Genomic DNA, 23,094 nt, shown 5'->3' with positions numbered 1-23,094 from the left:
CTTTTGCAGGATGCGTGCCAAGTGCCATCAGCCGGCGAGCCGAGACCGCGGCAAATGGCGGAAATGAGCCGGACATTCCCGGTTTTCCGCGAAATCCGGACACCCTGGCCATGAGGACAAAAAGTCAGCCGGCTGCATACCTGCCCGCAAATTAGGCAGATTGACCCGTTATTGAATGGTTAAGGATTGGTAGATTGCCGGACAATCGGCATAGATGCACAATTAGGCAGCAGATTTAGTGATCAAATGTTATGCAATTGCTAATTTTGTCACTAGCCAACTTGCATGGAGTGTGACCATTCTTATCTTGTAAAAACCGCATAAGTGCTTGCGGACAAAAAAGAGTCGCAGTTCAAAGAGCTCGCATCTTCAGTGGATGCGGCAATGAATTCTTGCACTCAAAATTACGGCAAGGCGGGACTGGCCTTTCCAGTTCACGGCCGAGCCGGGGTAGGAAAGACATGGCCAGCATCAACTCCCGCACCAGCGCCGAGATCATCGCATTTCCGGCTCGCGGGCGCTTTGCCGCTCACGATCAGGTTCAGCGCTTCACGCCCCAAGCCCAATCCTTCGCCGTTTGCGACGCCATCGATCCGTGCTGGTATCACACGGAAGCGATCGAGGGCAACGACGTATCGCGCGACCCGCGCCGCCCCCATTGAAGACATGCGCGGGGTGGCCGGCCATGCTGCCGGCCACCCCGCGATTTTCATGACATCACTTCGGCCAGACGAAGGTCTCGTTGTGATGCTGATAGAGCCAGGTCTCGGTCAGAGTCTTGTCCTTGGTCTTCAGGAACAAGCGCATGTCCACCGGCTCGGGGCCAGCAGCCTTGAAGTCGAACACGGCGCGCCAGCGCGTGGTGCCGACGACCGGCAGCGTGTAGACGCCTGAAACCGTCCCAGCCGACGCACTGACCACGGCCTCGACGCCGTCCTTCTGGCCGTATTTGGCCAGCTCGCCACCGTCAAAGTCGATCACATACTTGACCACGCCCTTGGGACGCTCCTGCCCCGGCACGCCACCGAAGCCCAGGCGGGTCGAGTAGACGCGTCCGACGGTCGGCACATGCGGCTCGTCGCCGGCCCAGGTCAGGCGATAGTCGAAGGCGATCTCCGTCCCCTTGTTGGCAGGCTCCTTCGGGATCCAGTAGGCGACGATATTGTCGTGGATCTCGTCGTCGGTCGGGATCTCCACGAGCTGAACCGCGCCCGCACCCCATTCACCGGTCGGCTCCACCCAGACGGTCGAGCGCTTCTCGTAGAAGACGCCGTCGTCCTGGTAGTTCTCGAAGCTGCGATCGCGCTGGCACAGGCCGAAGCCCTTGACGTTGTTGTCGACGAAGGTCGACGTCATCACGTTCTGCGGGTTGTTGAGCGGACGCCACAGGCGCTCGCCGGCGCCAGTCCAGATGCCCAGGCCGTCGGAATCGTGGATCTCCGGACGCCAGTCCGGCGCCTTCTGGCGGTTGGTCTCGTCATACCAGAACATGGAGGTCAGCGCCGCAACGCCGAAGCGGGCGATGTTCTCGCGCGGATAGAAGCGCACCGCCATGTCCATCACCACCTGCTTGCCGGTGACGTCGCCGCCACGCGAGATGTCCCAGCGCACGGCGCCGGACACGCGCGGCCCCTCGAGGTCGGCATAGATGGTGAAAAGACCGGTCTTGGACGGACCGAAATAGAAGTTGGTGAAGCGCGGGAATTCTTCCGGCGTCGGCATGGCGACGTCGATGGCAACCGCACGCGCCGAAAGGCCATACTGGTCCAGCGCCCCCGACGAGCGGAAATAGGCGGCGCCGAGGAAGGCGAGCCAGTCGCGCTCGACGCCCGGCTCCATCACGCGGAAGCCGGCAAAGCCGATGTCATCGGGCAGACCGTTGGCAGGGTTATCCTTGGGGATCTCGAAATAGTCGGGCGAATAGAGCACTTCGCGCGCCTTTTCACCGTCCACCAGGAAAATGCCCACCGGCAGCTTGAAATAGCGCCCGAGGTGGAAGAAGCGCAGCGGCGCCTTGCCACCGGCGGCCTGCACCGTGTGATCTTCCTTGAAGTGGATCTTCCAATGCTGGTCGTAATCGATCTTCTCAAGCGTGTCGGCGGCGCGGGGCACTTCAGGCACGTAGGGCTTGGAGGCACGATCCTTGGCAGCGGCCATCAGCTTTGCGAAGGAAAACTCCGTCGCCTTGCCGAGGCGGGTCTTGTCGGCGGCGGCAAGCGCCTCTTCGACGGAAAGCTGGGGTAGAAGGCCAAGGCTCGCGAGCAGGCCGAGCATTTCGCGGCGGGTCAACGTGGACGACATGAACAAGTTCTCTCCAATGCGTCCCGCCGGGCGCCGACAGCTTGGGCATCGAACGGCGGGCGGCGCATACATACCGCGAACAAGGCTCGACGAACAGGGGCGTCACGCGCCATAAAGGGCTCAATGAACGATGATTCTGCATCAGAAGGGCGGCTTTTCGACCGATTGACCGGCACCGTGGAGCGCGTGACGTTTCACAACGCCGACAACGGCTTTGCCGTGCTGCGCGTGCGCGTGCGCGGTCGCAAGGACCCGGTCGCGCTCGTCGGCCATGTGCCCACCGTGTCGGCGGGCGAGAAGGTCGAGGCCGAGGGGCAGTGGGCCACCGACAAGGTCCACGGCCTGCAGTTCCGGGCTGAAACCATCACCACCCACGAGCCCTCCGGCAAGGACGCGGTGCTGCGCTTTCTCGGCTCGGGCCTGATCGCCGGCGTCGGCCCGGCCATGGCCGAACGCATCGTGCAGGTGCTCGGCGCCAAGGCGCTGGAGATCATCGAGAACGAGCCCATGCGGCTCGTCACCGTGCCCGGCCTCGGCAAGCAGACCGCGGCGCGCATTGCCGAGAGCTATCGCGAGCGCAAGGCGGTCAAGGACGTGATGATCGCCTTTCAGGACAAGGGCATTTCCACCGCGCGCGCCGTGTCGATCTGGAAGCACTTCGGTCCGGACGCGGTGAAGCTGGTGGAGGAAGATCCCTATCGCCTCGCCCGCGAGGTGCGCGGCATCGGCTTTGAGGGCGCCGACGAGATCGCCGCCCGGTTCGGCATCGGCAAGTCCGCCCCGGAGCGTCTGCGCGCCGGCATCACCTATGCGCTCGAGAATGCGGCCGACGATGGTCACACCGCCGTGCCGCGCGGCGCGATCATCGACCGCACGGCGCGCCTGCTCGCCGTCGACGACATGGCCGTCGAAGACGCCCTGGGCGAGGCCATCCGCCATGGCGACATCGAGGAAGTGGAGATCGACGGCACCGCCTGCCTCGCCGCCCGACGTCTCACGCGCTTCGAGCGCTCGGTTGCCGTCCGCCTCAAGGCGCTCTCCACGGGGCGCCCGCCCTGGGGCAAGGTGGATGTGGAGGGGGCCATCGCCCGCTTCGAAGCGTCGAGCGCCAAGCAGCTGTCGGCCTCGCAGCGCGATGCGCTGGCTGTTGTCGCCGAGGCCAAGGTGTCGGTGATCACCGGCGGCCCCGGCGTGGGCAAGACCACGCTTCTCGAAGCGCTGCTGGCCACCATCGCCGGCTCGAAGCTCACCGTCGCGCTCGCCGCCCCCACCGGGCGCGCGTCGCGGCGCATGGCCGAGCAGGCCCGGCGCGAAGCCAAGACCATTCATCGCCTTCTGGAAATCGACCCCTCCACAGGCGGCTTCCGGCGCGGCCCTTCGGAACCGCTGGAGGCCGACGTGATCGTCATCGACGAGGCGTCCATGGTCGACGTGCCGCTGATGGCGGCGCTGGTCGAGGCGATCCCGCTCAACGCCGCCCTGATTCTGGTCGGCGACGTCGACCAGTTGCCCTCCGTCGGCCCCGGCCAGGTGCTGCGCGACGTCATCTCTTCGGGCGCGGTTGCAGTCGCCCGCCTTACCGAGATCTTCCGGCAGGCCGAGGAAAGCCGGATCATCGTCAACGCGCATCGCATCAATCACGGGGAATTGCCCGAGCCGCCACCGCCCGGCGAACTGGCCGATTTCTACGTGGTCGAAGCGCGCGGCTCGGACGACGCGCTCGCCAAGATCCTGGAAGTGGTCGGCACCCGCATTCCCCGCCGTTTCGGCCTCGACGCCATGCGCGACGTGCAGGTGATCACGCCGATGCAGAAGGGTGTGGTCGGCGCGCGCAATCTCAACGACCAGCTGGCGCGCCTGCTCAACGGCGCCCCGATCGATCAGGTCGAGCGCTTCGGCCAGACCTATGCGGTCGGCGACAAGATCATGCAGATCGAGAACGACTATGATCGCGACGTGTTCAACGGCGATCTCGGCATCCTCAAGCGTGTCCGCACGCGTGAAGACGAGGTGGTGGTTTCCTTCGACGGACGCGACGTCAAATATGGCCTTGAGGATCTCGAAGCGCTGACGCGCGCCTATGCCATCACCATCCACAAGTCGCAGGGCTCGGAGTATCCGGCCGTCGTCATTCCGCTGGTGCGCGAACATTCGATCATGCTCGCACGGAACCTCCTCTACACGGCCGCCACGCGCGGCCGGCAGCTGGTGGTGCTGGTGGCCGAACCCTCGGCGCTGGAAATGGCAATTTCCGACGCCCGCATCCGCCGGCGCTGGACGCGGCTCAAGGCCATGCTGTCGGAACCGTGAAGCCCCGTTTGCGGCCAGTTTTGTTGCGGGAAAAATGCCGATGCGGCTGACGCCATGTTGCGAACAGACGTCTCATCGGTCAAAATCAGCCCCGTCAGGCCAGAGAGCCGCAATCGCAAGCAAGCGGCACACGCCCCACCTTGCTGACGCACCGTCCGCTTGGAGCGATCCTGGATGTTTCGCCTGTTTGATATCTGCCTTGTTGTTGTCTGCGCTCTTTGCATCTTTTCGTCCGGGATTTCGCCATCGGCTGCCGTCACGAACCTGACCGTCAATGGCGGCGTTGAAACGCCCGCGCTTGCGGTGAGCAGCTGTCCATATGTCACGGGCAAGCTGGCCGTCGGATGGAACGACAACAGTTGCTGGATGACCCCATCCCCTCATGTCCGATACGCGCTCGACACCCGCTCCCGGCATGGAGGCGCCGCGGCGCAGTCCGTGACGCTGCTTTCCGGCGCCGGGGCGCAACTGATCCAGACCCTGCCGCGCCCAACGACAACCCGGCAGCTGATGCAGGTTCGCCTGTGGCTGCGATCGTCGTCGCACCAGACCGTCACCGTGCAAATCCGCCAGACCGATTCGCCTTATGCGGTCTACGGCCAGGTCGAGGTGACCGCGACAGCAGCCTGGCGGGCCTTCACCTTTCCTGCCCTCGCGTCGAAGGGCTCCACGAGCCTTGTCCTGTTCTCGAACGATCGGGGCACCTTTTCCTTTGATGATGTCCAGGTCGTAGGCGCCGGCACGGCGCCGCTCCTCCCGAAGCCGCCAAGCCAGCCGGTGCCCAGCCGCTATTTCGGCACCCATTTCAACTACCTGGATACGCCTTGGCCGGCGAGCGCGCCTCATTTCGGCAGCATCCGGATCTGGGACGGCGACCGCTCCAGCGACGGCAGCGGCGTCGGCGCCCAATGGGCGGACGTCAGTCCGGCAGAGGGTGTCTTTCACTGGTCCGGTCTGGATCAGCGTGTTGCGTCTGCGACAGCGCATGGAGCGGACGTGATCTACACCCTCGGCGGCAGAACCCCGCGCTGGGCCTCGGCGCGCCCCGACGCACCGTCGCCATATGGTCCGGGGCAATGCGCCTTGCCGAAATCGGACTCGGTCTGGCGCGCCTGGATTCAGGCCCTGGCAAGCCGCTACAAGGGCAAGATCCGCTATTGGGAAATCTGGAACGAGCCCAATTATGCCGAATTCTTCTGCGGCGACCTCAGACGCATGGTTGCCCTTACTGCGATCGCCCGGCAGACCATCCGTTCGATCGATCCGCAAGCCCGGATCGTTTCCCCCTCGTATAACGGCGTGGAAGGCCTGTCGGGCTTGACCCAGTTCCTCGACGCCGGCGGCGGATCGCTTGTCGACGTAATCGGCTACCATTTCTATGTGGATCGGCCCGAAGACATGCGACGCTCGGCGACGCTGGTGCGCGCTGCGATGGCTTCGCACGGTCTCACCCGGCTGCCGATCTGGAACACCGAACAGGGCTGGTACGACGGCGTCCTACCCGTTGACCTCATGGATAGCGGCACCGCGAGCGCTTACGTGGCTCGCAGCATGCTCCTCAACTGGCTCTGGGGGCTTTCTCGCTTCCACTATTACACATGGGACAACAACAACCGCATCGTCTTTACCGCAGCCGACCACAAGACACTGGTTGCCGCCGGCAAGGCCTACGCCTTTGTCATGCGGACAATGAGCGGCGCAACGATGACGGCAGCCTCGGAGACCGGCTCACTGGTGCACGTGACCCTGGCGCGAGGCCGGCAGGTCACCCATGTTCTCTGGTCCACGGCTGGGTCCATGACCAGACACGTGCCGCAGGACTGGCGCGCGACAACGGTGACCGATGTCCAGGGCAGCTCGAAGGCACTCACCGGCACCCAGGTGGTCGTCGGACCGTCGCCGGTATTCGTACATTGACGACCGCTGTCGGGCTATTGACTGCCTGCGCGTGCATTTCCTGGACATGGCCGACAAAGCCATTTGCCCTCATGCGACAATCCGGCTAACCTGACAGAAATAAAAGCGGTTTGGGAGGCGGCAATGGTGGATCTCGGCTTGCGCGAGGGCGTGCTCGACGGCGCAATTTCGGCTCTGGCCCAGGGGACGCATGGTGATCCCTTCGCCGTTCTCGGGCCGCATCCGGTCTCCGGCGCCCGCACTGCCATCCGCGCCTTCAAGCCCAATGCGCTCTCGGTAACCGCCGTCGGCGAGGACGGCAAGGTGCTCTGCGAGCTGGCCCATGTGGAAGCCGGCCTGTGGATCGGCATGGTCAAGGGCAACCCCGGCCGCTACAAGTTGCGCGTTCAGTGGCCGACCAGCCTGCATGAAGCCGAAGACCCTTACGCCTTCCCGCTGCTGCTCGGCGAGATGGACGTCTATCTGCTGGCCGAAGGTCAACACCGGGCTCTGGCCGACACGCTGGGTGCGCTCCGCACCGAGGTGAACGGCATCCCCGGCGTGCGCTTTGCCGTCTGGGCGCCCAATGCCCGGCGCGTCTCGGTGATCGGCAACTTCAACAGCTGGGACGGCCGACGCCACCCCATGCGGCTGAGGCGCGAATGCGGGGTCTGGGAGTTGTTCGTGCCGCGCCTTGCCATCGGCGAGGCCTACAAGTTCGAACTGATCGGCGCCGACGGGGGCCTTTTGCCCGACAAGGCCGATCCCGTGGCCCGGCAGTATGAGCTCGCCCCTGCGACGGCGTCGATCGTCACCGATCCCACCCCCTTCACCTGGCATGACCAGGAGTGGATGAAGAACCGTCCGGCGATCCAGAGCCGCACGGCGCCCATGAGCATCTACGAGCTGCATCCGGGCTCCTGGCAGCGGCCTCAGGGCCAGCCGGTGACCTGGGCCTTCCTGGCCGAGCATCTGGTCGCCTATGTGAAGCACATGGGCTTCACCCATATCGAGCTGCTGCCGATCATGGAGCACCCCTTCGGCGGCTCCTGGGGCTACCAGCCGCTCGGCCTGTTCGCGCCGACGGCCCGCTATGGCAGCCCGGCCGATTTCGCCCGCTTCATCGACACCTGCCACCAGGCGGGCATCGGCGTGCTGCTCGACTGGGTGCCGGCGCATTTCCCCACCGACAGCCACGGCCTCTCGCGTTTCGACGGCACGGCGCTCTACGAGCACCAGGACCCGCGCGAGGGCTTCCACCAGGACTGGAACACGCTGATCTACAACTTCGGGCGCACCGAAGTGGTCGGCTTCCTGGTCGCTTCCGCGCTCGAATGGCTGAAGCGCTTCCATATCGACGGGCTGCGCGTCGATGCCGTCGCCTCCATGCTTTACCGCGACTACAGCCGCAAGCAAGGCGAATGGATCCCCAACAAGTTCGGTGGTCGGGAGAATCTGGAGGCGGTCGCCTTCCTCAAGCATCTCAACGGCATCATCGCCACGGAAGTTCCCGACGCGTTGATGATCGCCGAGGAGTCCACGGCCTGGCCGGGTGTTTCGGCCCCTCTCAGCGAGGGCGGGCTCGGCTTTACCTACAAATGGAACATGGGCTGGATGCACGACAGCCTGGCTTACGTGGGCTTCGAGCCCATCCATCGCCAGTATCATCACAACCAGATGACCTTCGCGATGATGTATGCCTATTCCGAGCATTTCGTGCTGCCGCTCAGCCATGACGAAGTGGTGCACGGCAAGCGCTCCATCCTCGGCCGCATGCCCGGCGACGAATGGCAGAAGTTCGCCAACCTGCGCGCCTACTACGGCTTCATGTGGACCCACCCGGGCAAGAAGCTGCTGTTCATGGGCGGCGAGATCGGCCAAGGCCGCGAATGGAACCACGACGGCTCCATCGATCTCTGGCTGGAAAGCCGGGTCGAGAACCGGGGCGTGCAGCGCTTCGTGCGCGACATGAACACGCTCTACCGCGCCGAACCCGCGCTGCATGCGCGCGACCACGAGCCCGGCGGCTTCCAGTGGGTCGTGGCCGACGACGCGGAACACTCCACCTTCGCCTTCATCCGCTGGGGCTTCGAGGCCGACGCGCCCTGTCTCGTGCTGTGCAACTTCACGCCCGTGCCCCGCGAGGGCTATCGCGTCGGCGTGCCGCGCGCGGGCACCTGGCAGGAAGTGCTGAATTCGGACGCAGAGATCTACGGCGGCTCGAACACCGGCAACAAGGGCCAGCAGAAGGCCAAGGCAAAGAAGAGCCATGGCATGGCGCAATCGCTCGAACTCACGCTTCCGCCGCTGTCGATCGTGGTGATGAAGTGGGTGTCGCCGACCGAGATCGGCGCCTGACGTCTTCGGGGCAAGACTCCGATCGGACATGGCACGCGCGCCCGTCTTGACGGGACGCGCGCCCTGTTGCGGTCGGGTCGCAGCTGCCGCTCTTGCGGCATCGCGCTGCTGTTCATGAAAAATATTGCACGCTCAATTAAGATGAACCGCAGGTCTTTCTATTGAGAAACCCCAGCCGTCTTGATTTTCGAACACTTCATATGATCGATGCACCTGTTTGCTTAGGTTTTTCTGCGGCTATCCTTGATTGATCTGCAGCACAAAGAACCACAAAATACTATGTCGAGCCTCCCAGCGCCGCGTTTTTTGGCTTTTTGAGGCCAAAGGGAACAGCCAACCCAACAAGTTAAACGCCTTATTAACCTATATATGCATATTGTTGCATCCATACACCGCGTCGTCCCTGTTGTGTCTGACCTGAAGTTTGCCGGTGCCCCGAAGGCACGGTCTGAAACCAAAGGCTGAAGGCAGGACAGGAAGCTGGTTGGACTACATCACGCGGCCTCTGCGCCGGTGACCTTGTGTCCTCTTCAATCAATACCATCGCACGACCGATGTCGGATCTTCGTTTAATTTCGCTTGGGCATGGGGGTTTGCATGGCGAAGGGACTACAACTACGCGGCCAGTTGCTGACGGCATTCGGAGCGATCATCGCAACCGGGCTGGCCACGGGCATCTTCATTGAGACGGCCAACACAACCGTCGAGCAGAATGTCAACTGGACCGTACATACCTACCAGGTGATGACCGAGGCAGACCGCATCCTTGCCACGATGGTGAACCAGGAGACCGGTCTCAGAGGCTATATGGTCACCGGCAACACCGCCAATCTCGACCCCCTCAAGAATGGCGAAACCGAATTCAAGGAAGCGCTCGACAAGGCCAAGTCGCTGACCTCCGACAACCCCGCCCAACAAGCCCGCCTTGCCACCCTCGCCACCGAAGTCCAGGGCTGGCAGGATGAGGTGTCCCATCACGCCATCGATCTCATGGGCAATGCGGCCACGCAGGAACAGGCCCGCGACGTCGAGCGTCAGGGCCTCGGCAAGAAGCGCTTCGACGCGATCCGCAGTGTCATCAAGGATTTCAAGGAAGCGGAAGCCTCCTTGCTGACCACGCGCGCGGAGGCCATGGCGGAAGCGCAATCCACCATCACGATCGCCGTGATCTTCACCATCATCGCCGGGCTCGTCGTCGGCCTTGGCGCGGCCTTCGTGCTCAACAAGCGCTTTGCCGTGCCGATGCGGCAGAGCATCGACGCCATGCAGCGCATGCAGTCCGGCGACTACAACGTCCAGATCGCGCACAAGGAGCGCAATGACGAGATCGGCGCCATGGCCGGCGCGCTCGAAATGTTCCGCGAAGAGCTTTCCGGTGCGCAGAAACGCCGGATCGAAGAAGATGCGGCGCGCGAGAAGATCTCCGCAGCGACCCAGGCACGCGCCGCGCTCGCCGAGAAATTCGTTGGCCGCATGGAAGACCTTGCCTCGGGCTTTGCCAAGTCGTCCGGCGATGTGGCCGAATCGGCGCGCGGCCTGTCCGCCACCGCCGAGGAAACCTCGCGTCAGGCCCAGGCCGTGACGGGCGCTGCCGAGGAAGCCGCCTCCAACGTGCAGACCGTCGCCGCCGGCACCGAGGAACTGGCCGCGTCGATCCGCGAGATCGCCAACCAGGTCACTGCCTCCAACCGCATCGCCCAGGAAGCGGCCACCGCCGCCGAACAGAGCGCGCACAACATCCAGAGCCTTGCGCTGGCCGCCAACCAGATCGGGGAAGTGGTCGACCTCATCAACAACATCGCGGCCCAGACCAATCTGCTGGCGCTCAACGCCACCATCGAGGCGGCGCGCGCCGGTGAAGCCGGTCGCGGCTTTGCGGTTGTCGCCGCCGAGGTGAAGGAACTGGCCAATCAGACGGCCAAGGCCACCGAGGAGATCGGTCGCAAGATCGGCGAAATCCAGAACGCCACCCACACCACGGTGGACTCGATGTCCTTGATCACCAAGACCATCGTCTCGATCCAGGAGTCGTCGCAGGCCATCGCCGGCGCCGTCGAGCAGCAGGGCGTGGCCACCAACGAGATCGCCCAGAACACGCAACGGGCCGCCACCGGCACCTCCGACGTCACCGCCAACATCTCCGGCGTCGGCAGCGCCGCGGAAATGACCGGCACGGCCTCGACTGAACTCATGCGCCTGTCCGAGGGCCTGACCTCGCAGTCCGCCCAGTTGCAGCGCGAAGTCCAGACCTTCGTGACCTCGCTGCGGGCGGCATAGGACTGAACGACCGCGGATTGTCCTGAATGGCAAGGGCCCGCCGGTCAAGGTGACCGGCGGGCCCTTGCACATTCGGGCGCCCAGGAGAAACGCGGGCAGTTCACGGATCAGGGAAGTTGCCAGGGATAGCTGACGAGGTTCCAGGTCTTGTCACTGGACTTGTAGACCTCGCTCACAAGATAGCCCTGCTTTGTTGGGGCCTGGTTGGCCCCATAGCTGGGCGTGAACTTCGGATAGTAGGCCGAGTCAGCCAGCTGCAAAGTGGTCCCCACCTGCTCGCCCTTCGTGTCGTACAAGGCCATGCTCACAACCTGCTTGTTCTTCACTACAGAACTCCAGGTCAGGGCATAGTGCTGTTGGTCGATCAGCTGCAGATCCACGCCCTTGAGGTTCGTCGGCAACGTCGCAAAGCCACCAAATTGCTTCACGAAGGAGCCATTCTCGTCGAAAGTCGCAAGCTGCAAGGCTACCGGCTTGTTGGCTCCGGCACCGTTGGCCCAGGCAATGCCAAATTTGTTGCCGCCCATGGCGACAATGAAAGGCGGCACTGCGAAATTGCAGGCGCCTGTGTTCGCCTGACGTGTCTTGAAAGTGATATTGTCGAGTGTGTAGCTCAACGTGCATTTTGCGGAAACAGTGGTCGGGAAGATGACAGCCAGCTTGCCACCAGGAAGACGCTTTGAAGCTATATCAGCATTCAGAACAATGGAGTTCTTGACCTGCGTACTAGAACATTTTGAGTTGCAAGTGTCATAGTCAAAATTACCTTTATTATCGGTAGACACAAATTTTATGCTACTATTTGAAATTTGCAACGCAACAGGGGCCGACATATGCTCGTCAGGGGGGTTGTTTACCCCTGTCATTTTAAGACCCGCTCCCTCCGTATAAATAAACGTCATATTTAATGTACTTCTGTCATCTTTATTGATGAACCTTATGAACCCCTGATACTCAGAAGCACCTTTGCCATCGTAGACGCCGGGACCAACCCAAATGCCGCCAACTTCAAAAGCGCTGCCTAAAATGATTATATTGGTCCTTTTTCTCGATTTGAAGAAATCGATCGCACCATGATTCATCGGATCTTGGCTGACAATGACGTTACCCCCGCCAAACAAAGACGCTACGGCAGCCTTGCCTGCAGAGTAGTCTGTGCTTGCACCGGATATCAGAGTCTGCGGGTCGCCAAAATAATCCACCTGCACCGTTCGCGGCTTTGAGACCGGCGACGACAAGGCCGACAAGGTTGCAGTGATGCTTTGCGTGCCGAAAGCCAGCCCCGTGGTTGTCAGTTTGGCAGCACCATTGTTGCCGAGCGTCGCTGTACCGAGCGTGGTCGTCCCCATCTTGAATGTGGCCACCTGCCCGCGAAGCGTCGTGATCGGCTTGCCGCTCCCGTCCAGCGCCGTAGCTGTCAGCTTGATCGGGTCGCCCGGCTTCAGATGATCGGAGCTGGTCAAAAGGCTGATGGAGCCGCTCGCCCCAACTTTCACCGTCACCGACGACGATGTCGATGGGTTGAAATTGTCCCCTGTGCCGTTGCTCAGCCCGTTGTAAACGGCAGTGATGGAACGGCTTCCCACGGCGAGGTTGTTTTTGATCAGTTGCGCCTTGCCGGCGGCAACGTTGGCTGTACCCATTGTCACCGCCCCATCCTTGAAGGTCACCGTGCCGCCGGACACCGTCCTGTCCGAGGCCGTCACACTTGCCTTCAGGGTGACATTGCTTCCTGGCATCACAACCGCAGGCGTCGCCGTCAGCGAAGTCGTGGTGTCGAAAACCGGCTTCTGGACGGTTATATCGACAACGTTGCTGTACCAATATTTGCTCGCCGCCGTGTTCACCCAGACCATCACATGATAGGTGCCTGCCTTGTCGAAGGCGCGGCTGACGGTCATGGGGTTGGACGTGAAGTCACCGTAAAGATCGGTGTTGTCATTCACGTACATGATGTAGGTCGGCTGATCCGGCATCGGGTCGCCATCGGTGACCGACAGGGTGAAGTCGACACTGCCGCCTTCAGTGACTGAAGTCTTGCTGGCCGTCAGCGTCATGGTGCCGGTTGTGGCCGACGCCGTTCCGGCCAGCATGGCCAGCGCAAGTGCCGCCCAGCAGACCCGCAATACGCTGATCAAAAACACGCGCATGATGCCCCCATCAAAGCAAAAATCCTTACGCAGGATTGCAGATGGAGTCATAAGGGCAGCCTAAGGAAGATGGTAAACTCCGCTTTTTTGTGGAGACCCTTCCCGCTCAACCGGCTTCAAATCAGATAGTTCGGACAGCCTCTCTCACCGCTGGCGGTTCTGCCAGTCCGGATGGATCCAGGGCTCGCTGTTGAGCTTGGGGAGCGGCGTCTTGCCCAGGATGTGATCGGACATCTTCTCGCCGACCATGATCGAGGGGCCGTTCAGGTTGCCGTTGGTCACCTGCGGGAAGATCGAGCTGTCGGCGACACGCAGGCCGTCGACGCCGATGACGCGACCTTGCGGATCGACCACCGCCATGGGATCGTCGGCTCGGCCCATGCGGCAGGTGCCGCAGGGGTGGTAGGCGCTCTCCACGTGATCGCGCAGGAAGGCGTTCAGCTCGTCGTCGGTCTCAACGTCGGCGCCCGGCTGGATCTCCTTGCCGCGATAGGGATCGAAGGGCTTCTGGCCGAAGATCTCGCGGGTCAGGCGGACGGCCGTGCGGAAGTCGGCCCAATCGCTTTCATGGCTCATGTAATTGAAGCGGATGCGCGGCGCCTCGCGCGGATCGGTCGAACGCAGCGTCACCTCGCCGCGCGACTTCGAACGCATCGGCCCCACATGGGCCTGGAAGCCATGCACGCCGGCCGGCGCCTTGCCGTCATAGCGGATGGCGGCGGGCAGGAAGTGAAACTGGATGTCCGGATAGTCGACGCCGGCCTTGGAACGGACAAAGGCGCAGGCTTCGAAATGGTTGGTCGCGCCCAGGCCCGACTTGAACAGCAGCCATTCCAGGCCGATCAGCCCCTTGGAGAACAGCCCCAGCTTGCCGTTCAGCGTGATCGGCTGGCTGGCTTCCTGCTGCACGTAGACTTCGAGATGGTCCTGCAGGTTCTTGCCGACACCCGGCCGATCCGCCACCAGCGGGATTCCGAGCGCCCCGAGTTCGGCGGCAGGTCCGATGCCCGAGAGCAGCAGCAGCTTGGGCGAGTTGAGCGAGGAGGCGGCGATGATCACCTCACGGCGCGCGCGGATCACTTCCACCTTGCCACCGCGTTCCACTTCCACGCCGACCGCGCGGCTGCCCTCGAACACCACCTTGCGGGCCAGTGTCCGCGTCTGCAGCTTGAGGTTCTGCCGCTTCAGCGCCGGCTTCAGATAGGCATTGGCGGTCGACCAGCGGCGGCCCTTCCAGATGGTCATTTCCATCGGGCCGAAGCCTTCCTGGCGCTGACCGTTATAGTCTTCCGTCACCCCGAAGCCGGCGGCGCGGCCGGATTCGATGAAGGCGTTGTAGAGCGGATTCTTGCGATTGCCGCGCGTCACATGCAGCGGCCCGTCGGTGCCGCGCCAGCCGGCCTGGCCGCCGTGGCTATGCTCCATGCGCTTGAAATAGGGCAGCACGTCCGCATAGCTCCAGCCGGTGGCGCCCATGTCGGCCCAGGTGTCGAAGTCGCGGGCGTGGCCGCGCACATAGACCATGCCGTTGATCGAGGAGGATCCGCCGACCACCTTGCCGCGCGGCGTCACCAGCGCTCGGCCGCCGAGGGCGGCTTCCGGCTCGGCCTTCAGGCGCCAGTCGTAGAGGTCCATGTTCATGGGGTAGCTGAGCGCCGACGGCATCTGGATCAGCGGGCCGGCGTCGGTGCCGCCGAACTCGAGGACGAGAACCGTGTGCTTGCCGTCCTCGCTGAGACGCGAAGCCATGGCGCTGCCGGCCGAGCCGGAACCAACGATGACGAAATCAGCTTCAAGCGACATAGCGGTTCACCATTTCGGAGATGTAGTTTTCGATGAGTTCGATGGCGTCCCCGGCCGTGATCGACACCGCCGGAAGCGCGGCGCGCAGCCACAGACCGTCGATCATGGAGGCGACACCGCGCGCAGTCTGGCGCGCCACCGGGGCTGGCATCAGTTCGAGGAGGGCGTGGACGAGGTTGGATTCGAGGCGGCGCAGATAGACCTTGAGCAGACGCGCCGCTTCTGCGTCATGCTGGGCCTGCATGTAGAAGGCGAGCCAGGCCGAGATGACGGCCGGTCGGAACTGTTCAGGTCCGAAGTTGCCGGCGACCAGCGCCGACAGACGTTCGCGCGGACCGATGGCTGCCGACAGCGAGCGGCGCATCTCGGCGCCGAGATCGTCGAGCAGGTGCCGCATGGTGGCGAGCAACAGGTCGTCCTTCGAGCCGAAATAGTGATGCGCCAGCGCCGAGGAGACACCGGCCCGGCGTGCGATGTCGCCGACCGTCACGCCGCTCATGCCGCGGTCGTGGATCGCTTCGATCGCCGCTTCGATCAGATCCCGTCTGCGGCGAGGCTGCATTCCGGTCTTGGGCATCGTGGTTCTCCGTAGGCCCGACAGCGCCTCTTTCCCATCCATGCCGCCAAATGAGGCGGTGGCGCGCGGGGGCAAACCGGCGCCAACTTTGAAGAAAAGCGACAAATCGGCTGTTTTCGAGCGAAAAGCGTATTTTTGATTGATCCGTCAATCAAGAAAAACTTGCGCCCGCAAGGGAGCAATGATTGGATAACACTTAAGGAAAAAGCCGTAGCGATCGAACACCCTGGCAAGAGGCGTCGACGGACTGCGGACAGCAGGGATGTCGTGATTTTTGTTTGTCGCGGCAATTTAGGCATTGGCCACAAGGCCGAATGCGTATTGAATCGCGGCCCTGACCGACAGGGGTCGTTTCATGCGGGACGTCCGAGGGGGATGTTCCTGGCAGGGGATCTGCAACAAGGGAGTAGCAGCATGAAGTCCTGGATTCTGGGTGCCAGTCTCGCCGCTTTCGTCGCCGGCGCCGTGCCTGCGCTGGCAGGCGACGCGGAGAGCTGCAAGGCCGTCCGTTTCTCCGATGTCGGCTGGACGGACATCACCGCCACGACGGCGACCGCTTCGGTGATCCTCGAAGCGCTCGGTTACGAGCCCAGCGTGCAGCTGCTCTCCGTGCCGGTCACCTTCACTTCGCTCGAGAACAAGGACATCGACGTCTTCCTGGGCAACTGGATGCCGTCCATGGCCGCCGACATCAAGCCCTATGCCGACAAGGGCACCGTCGAGACCCTCGGCGCCAATCTCGAAGGCGCCAAGTATACGCTGGCCGTTCCCAAGTACACCTATGACGCCGGCCTCAAGGACTTCGCCGACATCGCCAAGTTCAAGGACAAGCTCGAGGGCAAGATCTACGGCATCGAACCGGGCAACGACGGCAACCGCCTGATCCTCGACATGATCTCCAAGGGCTCCTTCGGCCTCACGGGCTTCGAGCTCGTCGAAAGCTCCGAGCAGGGCATGCTGGCCGAAGTCGCCCGTTCGGTGAAGGACCAGAAGCCGATCGTTTTCCTCGGCTGGGAACCCCATCCGATGAACGCCAACTTCCAGATGGCCTATCTGACCGGCGGTGACGATGTGTTTGGCCCGAACTACGGCGGCGCCACCATCTATACCAACGTGCGCAAGGGCTATGTGGGCGAATGCCCGAATGCCGGCAAGTTCGTCTCCAATCTCAAGTTCACCCTTGCGATGGAAAACGAGATGATGGGCAAGATCCTCGACGGCGGCGAAGAGCCCAAGGCGGCGGCCAGCGAATGGCTCAAGGCCCATGCCGACGTGATCGCCCCCTGGCTCGAAGGCGTCACCACCTTCGACGGCGGCGATGCCGTTGACGCAGTGACCGCCAAGCTCGGCCTCTGATCGCTACCGACGACATTCTCCGGCGCCGGCCCTCGCGGGCGCCGGACACCCCGCGCCGCGCGGACCTCTCGTCCCGGCGCCTTTGCGCCCGCATACGCTCCCGCATGAGATGACCCGGAGGCGGCATTTCCATGGAATTCCTGACAGAGACCAAGCTTCCTGTCGGCCAGTTGGCCAAGGTGGCTGTTGACTGGCTGACCACCAATGCCAGCCCCGTGTTCGACGCCATTTCCTTCGTGCTCGAAGCCGGCGTGCAGGCCATTCTCTTCCTGCTGCAGGCACCCCCACCGCTGGTGCTCGTCGCCATCGTTGCCGGCCTTGCCTATTATCTCAAGCGTTCGATCCCGCTCGTGATCTTCGTGGTGCTCGGCTTCCTCTACATCCTGAACCAGGGCTACTGGAAGGAAACCACCCAGACGCTGGCGCTGGTGCTGGCCTCCGCGTCGGTGTGCATGGTGATCGGCGTGCCGCTCGGCATCGCCGCCGCCCGCCGCCCCTGGCTGATGACGGCCATGCGGCCGATCCTCGACCTGATGCAGACGATCCCCACCTTCGTCTACCTGATCCCGGCGCTGGTACTGTTCGGCCTCGGCATGGTGCCCGGCCTCATCTCCACGGTGATCTTCGCCCTGCCCGCCTCGATCCGCCTCACCCATCTCGGCGTCGCCTCGACGCCGACGGCGCTGGTGGAAGCGGCCGAGAGCTTCGGTGCCACGCCCTGGCAGCGGCTGATCAAGGTCGAGATCCCCTACGCCATGCCGCAGATCCTCGCCGGCCTCACCCAGACCATCATGCTCTCGCTGTCGATGGTGGTGATCGCCGCGCTCGTCGGTGCCGCCGGTCTCGGTGTCCCCGTGGTGCGCGCGCTCAACTCCGTGAACATCGGCATGGGCTTCACTTCCGGCCTGGCGATCGTTCTGCTCGCCATCATGCTGGACCGCATCTGCCGCGTCGACGACTGAGGGATTGTCCATGTCTCTTGCTTCCGCTCCCAATGCCGTCCGCTTTGAAAATGTGGACATCGTCTTCGGCAAGCAGCCCTCCGTGGCCTTTCCGCTGATCGACCAGGACAGGCCTGTCGCCGAGATCAATGCCGAAACCGGCCAGATCGTCGGCGTCATGAAAGCCTCCTTCGAGGTGAAGGAAGGCGAGATCGTCGTGCTGATGGGCCTGTCCGGTTCGGGCAAGTCCACGCTGGTGCGCGCCGTCAACGGCCTCAACAAGGTGGCGCGCGGCAATGTCTGGGTGCGCGACGGCGAGACCGAGGTCGACGTCTCCAAGTGCGACGCCGCCACGCTGCGCCGCATCCGCCGCTCGCGTGTCGCCATGGTGTTCCAGCAGTTCGGCCTGCTGCCCTGGCGCACCGTCGCCGACAACGTGGCGCTCGGGCTCGAACTCGCCGGTGTCGACAAGGCGGAGATCGACAAGCGCGTCGCCGCCCAGCTCGACCTCGTGCATCTCACCAACTGGGCCGGCAAGAAGGTGCACCAGCTTTCGGGCGGCATGCAGCAGCGTGTGGGCCTCGCCCGCGCCTTCGCCACGCATGCGCCGATCCTGCTGATGGACGAGCCCTTCTCCGCGCTCGATCCCCTGATCCGCGACAAGCTGCAGGACGAGCTCCTGGAGTTCCAGCGCTCGCTCAAGCGCACCATCCTCTTCGTCAGCCACGATCTCGACGAGGCCATGAAGATCGGCAACCGCATCGTCATCATGGCCGCCGGCCGTGTGGTGCAGGTGGGCACCGCGCAGGAGATCATGCTCAACCCGGCAACGCCCTATGTGGCCGAGTTCGTGGCGCACATGAACCCGCTCAATGTGCTGCGCGCGTCCGACATGATGGAGGCCGGCCCCGGCTATGCGGTGGCCGACGGCGCCATCCGCCTGCCGGAAGGCACGCCAGTCAAGGGCCAGTCCTGCGTCGTTCCCGCCGACTATCCCGTCAAGTCGGTCATGGCTGCCTCGGTGGCGTCGGGGGCTCCGATCCTGGTGGAAGACGACGGCAAGGTGGTCGGCACCATCAGCCCGGAAGCCATCATGAAGGCGATCCTGCGCAAGCCGTCGTGAGGGTGGGAGCGGGGTATACCCCGCTCCCTGTCCCTCCCCCCTTGCGGGGGAGGGACAGGGAGAGGGGTGAGCCACCGCAGTGCCACTCCTCTCTTCCTGCAAGCCAAAGCAATTGACCTTTGGGCGTTCCAACGCTATCGCCCCTCAGACTTTCCCCCAGGAGCTTTCCATGCGCGCCCAACCGACCGCCTCCCATTTCGTCAACGGCCAGTATGTGGAAGATCCCGCCGGCGCTCTGATCGAGAGCCGCTACCCGGCCACCGGCGAGGTGATCGCGCGCCTCAATGCCGCAACTGAGGCCACCGTCAACGCTGCCGTCGATGCTGCCACCGAAGCGCAGAAGGCTTGGGCCGCCATGCCCGGTCGCGAACGCGGCCGCATCCTGCGCAAGGCCGCCGACATCATGCGCGCGCGCAATCGCGAGCTGTCGGAGCTTGAAACGCTCGATACCGGCAAGGCACTGCAGGAGACGCTGGTGGCCGACGCCACCTCCGGCGCCGACGCGCTCGAATATCTCGGCGGCCTCGCCGCCTCCATCGAGGGTGCCCACGTCGATCTCGGCTCGTCCTTCGTCTACACCCGCCGCGAGCCGCTCGGCGTGGTCGCCGCCATCGGCGCCTGGAACTATCCGATCCAGATTGCCTCCTGGAAGGCCGCCCCGGCGCTCGCCGCCGGCAACGCGGTGATCTTCAAGCCGGCGGAGAACACCCCGCTCAGCGCCCTGAAGCTTGCCGAGATCCTGCACGAGGCGGGCGTGCCAGCCGGCGTCTACAATGTGCTCCAGGGCTATGCCGAGACGGGCCGCGCCCTCGTCCGCCATCCCGGCATTGCCAAGGTGTCGCTGACGGGCGAAAGCGGCACCGGCCGCAAGGTGATGGCCGATGCCGCCCAGACGCTGAAGCAGGTCACGCTGGAGCTCGGCGGCAAGTCGCCGCTGATCGTCTTCGAGGATGCCAATCTCGACAATGCCGTCTCCGCAGCCATGCTGGCCAACTTCTACTCCACCGGCCAGATCTGCTCCAACGGCACGCGTGTCTTCGTGCAGGCGTCGATCAAGGATGCCTTCCTTGAGAAGCTCGCCATGCGCACCGAGAAGATCCGCCTCGGCGACCCGCTGGATGAGGCCACCCATCTCGGTCCGCTGGTCAGCGAGGAGCATCACCAGAAGGTGCTGTCCTATCTCACCATCGGCCGCGAGGACGGCGCCCGCCTCGTCTGCGGCGGCGGCGTGCCGAAGATCCAGGGCTTCGAGAGCGGCTATTGGGTCGAGCCCACCGTGTTTGCCGACGTCAAGGACCACATGCGCATCGCCCGCGAGGAGATCTTCGGGCCGGTGATGAGCGTCCTCGATTTCGAGACCGAGGACGAGGTGATTGCGCGGGCCAACGACACGCCCTTCGGGCTTGCCGCCGGCGTCTTCACCGCCGACATCACCCGCGCCCATCGCGTCATCGGCAAGATCAAGGCCGGCACCACCTGGATCAACACCTACAATCTCACACCGGTCGAGATGCCCTTCGGCGGCATGAAGCAATCCGGCCTCGGCCGCGAGAACGGCCGCGCCGTGCTCGACGCCTATACGCAGATCAAGTCGGTTTATGTCGAGATGGGCGACGTCTGGGCGCCGTATTGAGCCCCTGATTTGATTGACCTCTGCGGTCCCCTGGTAATTTCAGCGGACCGTAAGCCCCTTTTAACTGGCGCGACCTTTAGCTGCCGTCAGCCGCCGCGCCCGACGGGGACGATCGGCTTTGTTGTGACACTTAAGGGGCTTCCCAATCATGTCTTTTGTTCGCAAGAGTTTGTTAGCGCTCGCTATCGCGGGTCTTTCCTTGAGCCAGGCTTTCGCAAGTGGTGCAAGCAACACAGGTTCGGCACAGATCATTGGCGGCACCACCGCTCCCAAGGGCAAGTGGCCATTCCAGGTCCACTTGGAAGTTGACGACACGGACGGTTCGGCCTGGTTCTGCGGCGGGACCCTCATCAAGTCGAACTACGTCCTGACCGCCGCACATTGCATTACGCGCGAGGACAATGGTGTCGTTCCCGCATCAACGGTCTTCGTCCTGGCAGGCACACAGAACCTGGAGTCCGGCGGCAAGGTATTCAAGGGAGCCGCGGTTTATCGGCACCCCAAATACAATCCCAAGACCATGGATTATGACCTTGCGGTCATCAAGCTGAACAAGCCCGTCACGGGCATCAAGCCCATCGCGCTGATCAAGCCGGCTCAGGAAAGCACCCTGGCTGCGGTCAACGACAAGTCCTTTGTCATCGGTTGGGGCAACATGTCCACCAAAGACGATAACTTTCCCACCCTGCTGCAGCAGGTTCAGGTCCCGATCCTTTCAAGGGCCAAGTGCAACTCGGCAACATCCTATGACGGCGAAATCACGCCTCGCATGTTCTGTGCGGGCACCTTTGCCGGCGGCAAGGACTCCTGCCAGGGCGATTCGGGCGGCCCGCTGATCGTTGCCGACGCAAGCGGGGCCTTCAAGCTCCAGGCTGGTGTGGTGAGCTGGGGCTATGGCTGCGCCCGGAAGAACCTGCCGGGCGTCTATACCCGCCTTGCTCTTCCCGAGATCAACAACTGGGTCAAGGCGAAGATCGGCCAGTAAGACAAACCGGTGGGGCCATGCCACCGCCGTTTCCGCAGCCTGAAGCCAATGTACCTCACCGGTCAAAGAAGGTCCGCTCCTCTGGCCGGTGAGTGGCGCAAGCGCAGGCCTCTAGCTTGTTGCATCCTTGCCCCAGGTTCGGAACCGGGCGCGGGCTCAACAGGCCGCCGGCCCATGCCCTCAGTCTCGGGCTGTTTTCCAAGTATTGCTTTGACCTGATCGTTTGCAGGTGGCGCGCCATGCGCAGCACCGCAAAAACTCGCAATGATTGCCGTTACACCTTATACATCCTGTATATTCTTAGGCTTTGACCATAAGCCCTTCCTGACGTATCGTTTTTCTCGCATGTCTTCTGTCCTGCAGAATGCGTGAAAGCGGGCATTTTCTGCCCTGGTGATCCGACCGCGACATCTGCCACCCTGGAATGCGCGACAAGTTGGCCCACAAGATTTTGAAATTGCTGGATAAATTTTCGGTATTTATCCACCAGCGAGAGGTCTCACGATCATGTCATTTATGCGAAACAGTTTGCTCGGCTTTACCGCCGCCTGCCTTGCCCTTTCGCCGGCACTGGCAGCGTCGCCTTCGGATACCGCCGCTCCCGCCATCATCGGCGGAACCGAAGCTCCGTCGGGTGCCTGGCCGTTTGTTGTCGCCCTGGAGAAGTCGTCGACCAGCAACAACTATCAAGGGCAGTTTTGCGGTGGCACGTTGGTCAAGGCCAATTACGTGGTCACAGCTGCGCATTGTGTTTTCGACGACTATTTTTTCCAGACCATACCCACCGGTTGGATCAAGGTTCTCGCGAAGACACAGGACTTGTCCAAGGGGGGGACGCGCTATTCGGTGGCGAAGATTTCGGTCAATCCGAACTATAACCCGTTCACGCATGATTACGATGTGGCTGTAATCAAGTTGAGCAGTAGCGTCATCGGCGTCACCCCCGCAAAACTCGTCACCACAAGCCAGAGCGGGCTCACGGCGCCGGGCGTCAATCAGTATACAGTCGGTTGGGGCAACACCAGCAAGATCGATGACAATTACCCGATCAAGTTGCGTCAGGTTCAGGTGCCCATCATTTCCAATGCCACCTGCAACAAATCAACTTCTTACAATGGCCACATCTCGGATCGGATGATCTGCGCAGGCTTCACGAACGGCACCAAGGACTCCTGCCAGGGAGATTCCGGCGGCCCGCTGCTCGCCAAGAGCGGCTCGTCCTACAATACCCTGGTGGGTGTGGTTAGTTGGGGCCAGGGCTGCGCGATGAAGAACTATCCTGGCGTATATAGTCGGCTTGGCTACTCGAGCATCAACTCCTGGATCAACGGCATTATCAGCCAATAGTCGATCCCGCGCCAGCAGGTGAGCGACGGGCGGCCGC

15 protein-coding genes are annotated in these 23,094 nt (G+C 63.0%); 11 read left to right on the top strand and 4 right to left on the bottom strand.

The genetic code is table 11. The annotated features are described in order from the left end of the window. The first annotated feature begins 461 nt into the window (after window positions 1-461). The gene (locus L2I41_RS02795) at window positions 462-662 is read left to right on the top strand and encodes a DUF2735 domain-containing protein (RefSeq protein WP_237151989.1); all 201 of its coding nucleotides are present in this window, start codon (window positions 462-464) and stop codon (window positions 660-662) included. A 55-nt stretch (window positions 663-717) separates the two neighbouring features. Here L2I41_RS02795 and L2I41_RS02790 read toward each other — a convergent pair whose 3' ends face one another. Continuing rightward, complete coding sequence (locus tag L2I41_RS02790; protein ID WP_237151988.1) at window positions 718-2,301, bottom strand: OpgD/OpgG family glucan biosynthesis protein; 1,584 nt, start codon at window positions 2,299-2,301, stop codon at window positions 718-720. 123 nt (window positions 2,302-2,424) lie between these two features. Between L2I41_RS02790 and recD2 the strand changes: the two genes are divergently transcribed. The 4 genes from recD2 to L2I41_RS02770 all read left to right on the top strand — a co-directional run bounded on the left by recD2 (window position 2,425) and on the right by L2I41_RS02770 (window position 11,142). Continuing rightward, window positions 2,425-4,611, top strand: coding sequence for an SF1B family DNA helicase RecD2 (gene recD2 / locus L2I41_RS02785; protein WP_237151987.1), 2,187 nt, complete (start codon window positions 2,425-2,427; stop codon window positions 4,609-4,611). Window positions 4,612-4,785: 174 nt separating this feature from the next. Continuing rightward, window positions 4,786-6,528, top strand: coding sequence for a glycoside hydrolase family protein (locus L2I41_RS02780; RefSeq protein ID WP_237151986.1), 1,743 nt, complete (start codon window positions 4,786-4,788; stop codon window positions 6,526-6,528). Between the two features lie 123 nt (window positions 6,529-6,651). Then, window positions 6,652-8,865, top strand: coding sequence for a 1,4-alpha-glucan branching protein GlgB (glgB, locus tag L2I41_RS02775; RefSeq protein WP_237151985.1), 2,214 nt, complete (start codon window positions 6,652-6,654; stop codon window positions 8,863-8,865). Window positions 8,866-9,462: 597 nt separating this feature from the next. Then, on the top strand, window positions 9,463-11,142 hold the full coding sequence (locus L2I41_RS02770) for a methyl-accepting chemotaxis protein (RefSeq protein ID WP_237151984.1): 1,680 nt from the start codon (window positions 9,463-9,465) through the stop codon (window positions 11,140-11,142). Window positions 11,143-11,249: 107 nt separating this feature from the next. Here the strand turns inward: L2I41_RS02770 and L2I41_RS02765 are convergent, their stop codons facing one another. The 3 genes from L2I41_RS02765 to betI all read right to left on the bottom strand — a co-directional run bounded on the left by L2I41_RS02765 (window position 11,250) and on the right by betI (window position 15,672). Then, complete coding sequence (locus L2I41_RS02765) at window positions 11,250-13,292, bottom strand: Ig-like domain-containing protein (RefSeq protein WP_237151983.1); 2,043 nt, start codon at window positions 13,290-13,292, stop codon at window positions 11,250-11,252. 144 nt (window positions 13,293-13,436) lie between these two features. After that, complete coding sequence (gene betA / locus L2I41_RS02760) at window positions 13,437-15,095, bottom strand: choline dehydrogenase (protein WP_237151982.1); 1,659 nt, start codon at window positions 15,093-15,095, stop codon at window positions 13,437-13,439. Beyond that, complete coding sequence (gene betI, locus L2I41_RS02755; RefSeq protein ID WP_237151981.1) at window positions 15,085-15,672, bottom strand: transcriptional regulator BetI; 588 nt, start codon at window positions 15,670-15,672, stop codon at window positions 15,085-15,087. Before betI ends, betA begins: the two co-directional genes overlap by 11 nt. Window positions 15,673-16,086: 414 nt before the next feature. On the opposite strand from betI, the gene L2I41_RS02750 reads away from it, so the two are divergent. From L2I41_RS02750 to L2I41_RS02725, 6 genes are all read left to right on the top strand, one after another. Further along, window positions 16,087-17,028: a choline ABC transporter substrate-binding protein gene (locus L2I41_RS02750; RefSeq protein ID WP_237151980.1), complete on the top strand. Its 942-nt coding sequence runs from the start codon at window positions 16,087-16,089 to the stop codon at window positions 17,026-17,028. 131 nt (window positions 17,029-17,159) lie between these two features. Next, on the top strand, window positions 17,160-17,990 hold the full coding sequence (gene choW, locus L2I41_RS02745) for a choline ABC transporter permease subunit (RefSeq protein WP_237151979.1): 831 nt from the start codon (window positions 17,160-17,162) through the stop codon (window positions 17,988-17,990). Window positions 17,991-18,000: 10 nt separating this feature from the next. Further along, window positions 18,001-19,092 carry a choline ABC transporter ATP-binding protein gene (gene choV / locus L2I41_RS02740; RefSeq protein WP_237151978.1) on the top strand — a complete coding sequence of 364 codons (1,092 nt, stop codon included), beginning with the start codon at window positions 18,001-18,003 and terminating at the stop codon, window positions 19,090-19,092. Window positions 19,093-19,261: 169 nt separating this feature from the next. Further along, entirely contained in the window at window positions 19,262-20,725 is a 1,464-nt protein-coding gene (gene betB / locus L2I41_RS02735) for a betaine-aldehyde dehydrogenase (protein ID WP_237151977.1), read from the top strand. A 148-nt stretch (window positions 20,726-20,873) separates the two neighbouring features. Then, window positions 20,874-21,710, top strand: a complete 837-nt coding sequence (locus tag L2I41_RS02730) for a serine protease (protein ID WP_237151976.1) — start codon at window positions 20,874-20,876, stop codon at window positions 21,708-21,710. 528 nt (window positions 21,711-22,238) lie between these two features. Continuing rightward, window positions 22,239-23,057 (top strand): S1 family peptidase, encoded by an 819-nt coding sequence (locus L2I41_RS02725; protein WP_237151975.1) that lies wholly within the window; start codon window positions 22,239-22,241, stop codon window positions 23,055-23,057. Window positions 23,058-23,094 lie beyond the last annotated feature (37 nt).

Origin of the sequence: Oryzibacter oryziterrae (genome assembly GCF_021864535.1) — a bacterium.
In the GTDB taxonomy this organism is placed as follows: Bacteria; Pseudomonadota; Alphaproteobacteria; order Rhizobiales; family Pleomorphomonadaceae; genus Pleomorphomonas; species Pleomorphomonas oryziterrae.
This window is presented reverse-complemented; position numbering and strand designations above follow the sequence as displayed.

Excerpts from the sequence above, each read along its gene's own strand:
- choW (WP_237151979.1), top strand. The coding sequence starts at position 17,160 with ATGGAATTCCTGACAGAGACCAAGCTTCCTGTCGGCCAGTTGGCCAAG.
- betA (WP_237151982.1), bottom strand. The coding sequence starts at position 15,095 with ATGTCGCTTGAAGCTGATTTCGTCATCGTTGGTTCCGGCTCGGCCGGC.
- L2I41_RS02765 (WP_237151983.1), bottom strand. The coding sequence starts at position 13,292 with ATGCGCGTGTTTTTGATCAGCGTATTGCGGGTCTGCTGGGCGGCACTT.
- betB (WP_237151977.1), top strand. The coding sequence starts at position 19,262 with ATGCGCGCCCAACCGACCGCCTCCCATTTCGTCAACGGCCAGTATGTG.
- L2I41_RS02795 (WP_237151989.1), top strand. The coding sequence starts at position 462 with ATGGCCAGCATCAACTCCCGCACCAGCGCCGAGATCATCGCATTTCCG.
- L2I41_RS02730 (WP_237151976.1), top strand. The coding sequence starts at position 20,874 with ATGTCTTTTGTTCGCAAGAGTTTGTTAGCGCTCGCTATCGCGGGTCTT.
- L2I41_RS02750 (WP_237151980.1), top strand. The coding sequence starts at position 16,087 with ATGAAGTCCTGGATTCTGGGTGCCAGTCTCGCCGCTTTCGTCGCCGGC.
- recD2 (WP_237151987.1), top strand. The coding sequence starts at position 2,425 with ATGAACGATGATTCTGCATCAGAAGGGCGGCTTTTCGACCGATTGACC.
- choV (WP_237151978.1), top strand. The coding sequence starts at position 18,001 with ATGTCTCTTGCTTCCGCTCCCAATGCCGTCCGCTTTGAAAATGTGGAC.
- L2I41_RS02790 (WP_237151988.1), bottom strand. The coding sequence starts at position 2,301 with ATGTCGTCCACGTTGACCCGCCGCGAAATGCTCGGCCTGCTCGCGAGC.
- L2I41_RS02780 (WP_237151986.1), top strand. The coding sequence starts at position 4,786 with ATGTTTCGCCTGTTTGATATCTGCCTTGTTGTTGTCTGCGCTCTTTGC.
- glgB (WP_237151985.1), top strand. The coding sequence starts at position 6,652 with ATGGTGGATCTCGGCTTGCGCGAGGGCGTGCTCGACGGCGCAATTTCG.
- L2I41_RS02770 (WP_237151984.1), top strand. The coding sequence starts at position 9,463 with ATGGCGAAGGGACTACAACTACGCGGCCAGTTGCTGACGGCATTCGGA.
- betI (WP_237151981.1), bottom strand. The coding sequence starts at position 15,672 with ATGCCCAAGACCGGAATGCAGCCTCGCCGCAGACGGGATCTGATCGAA.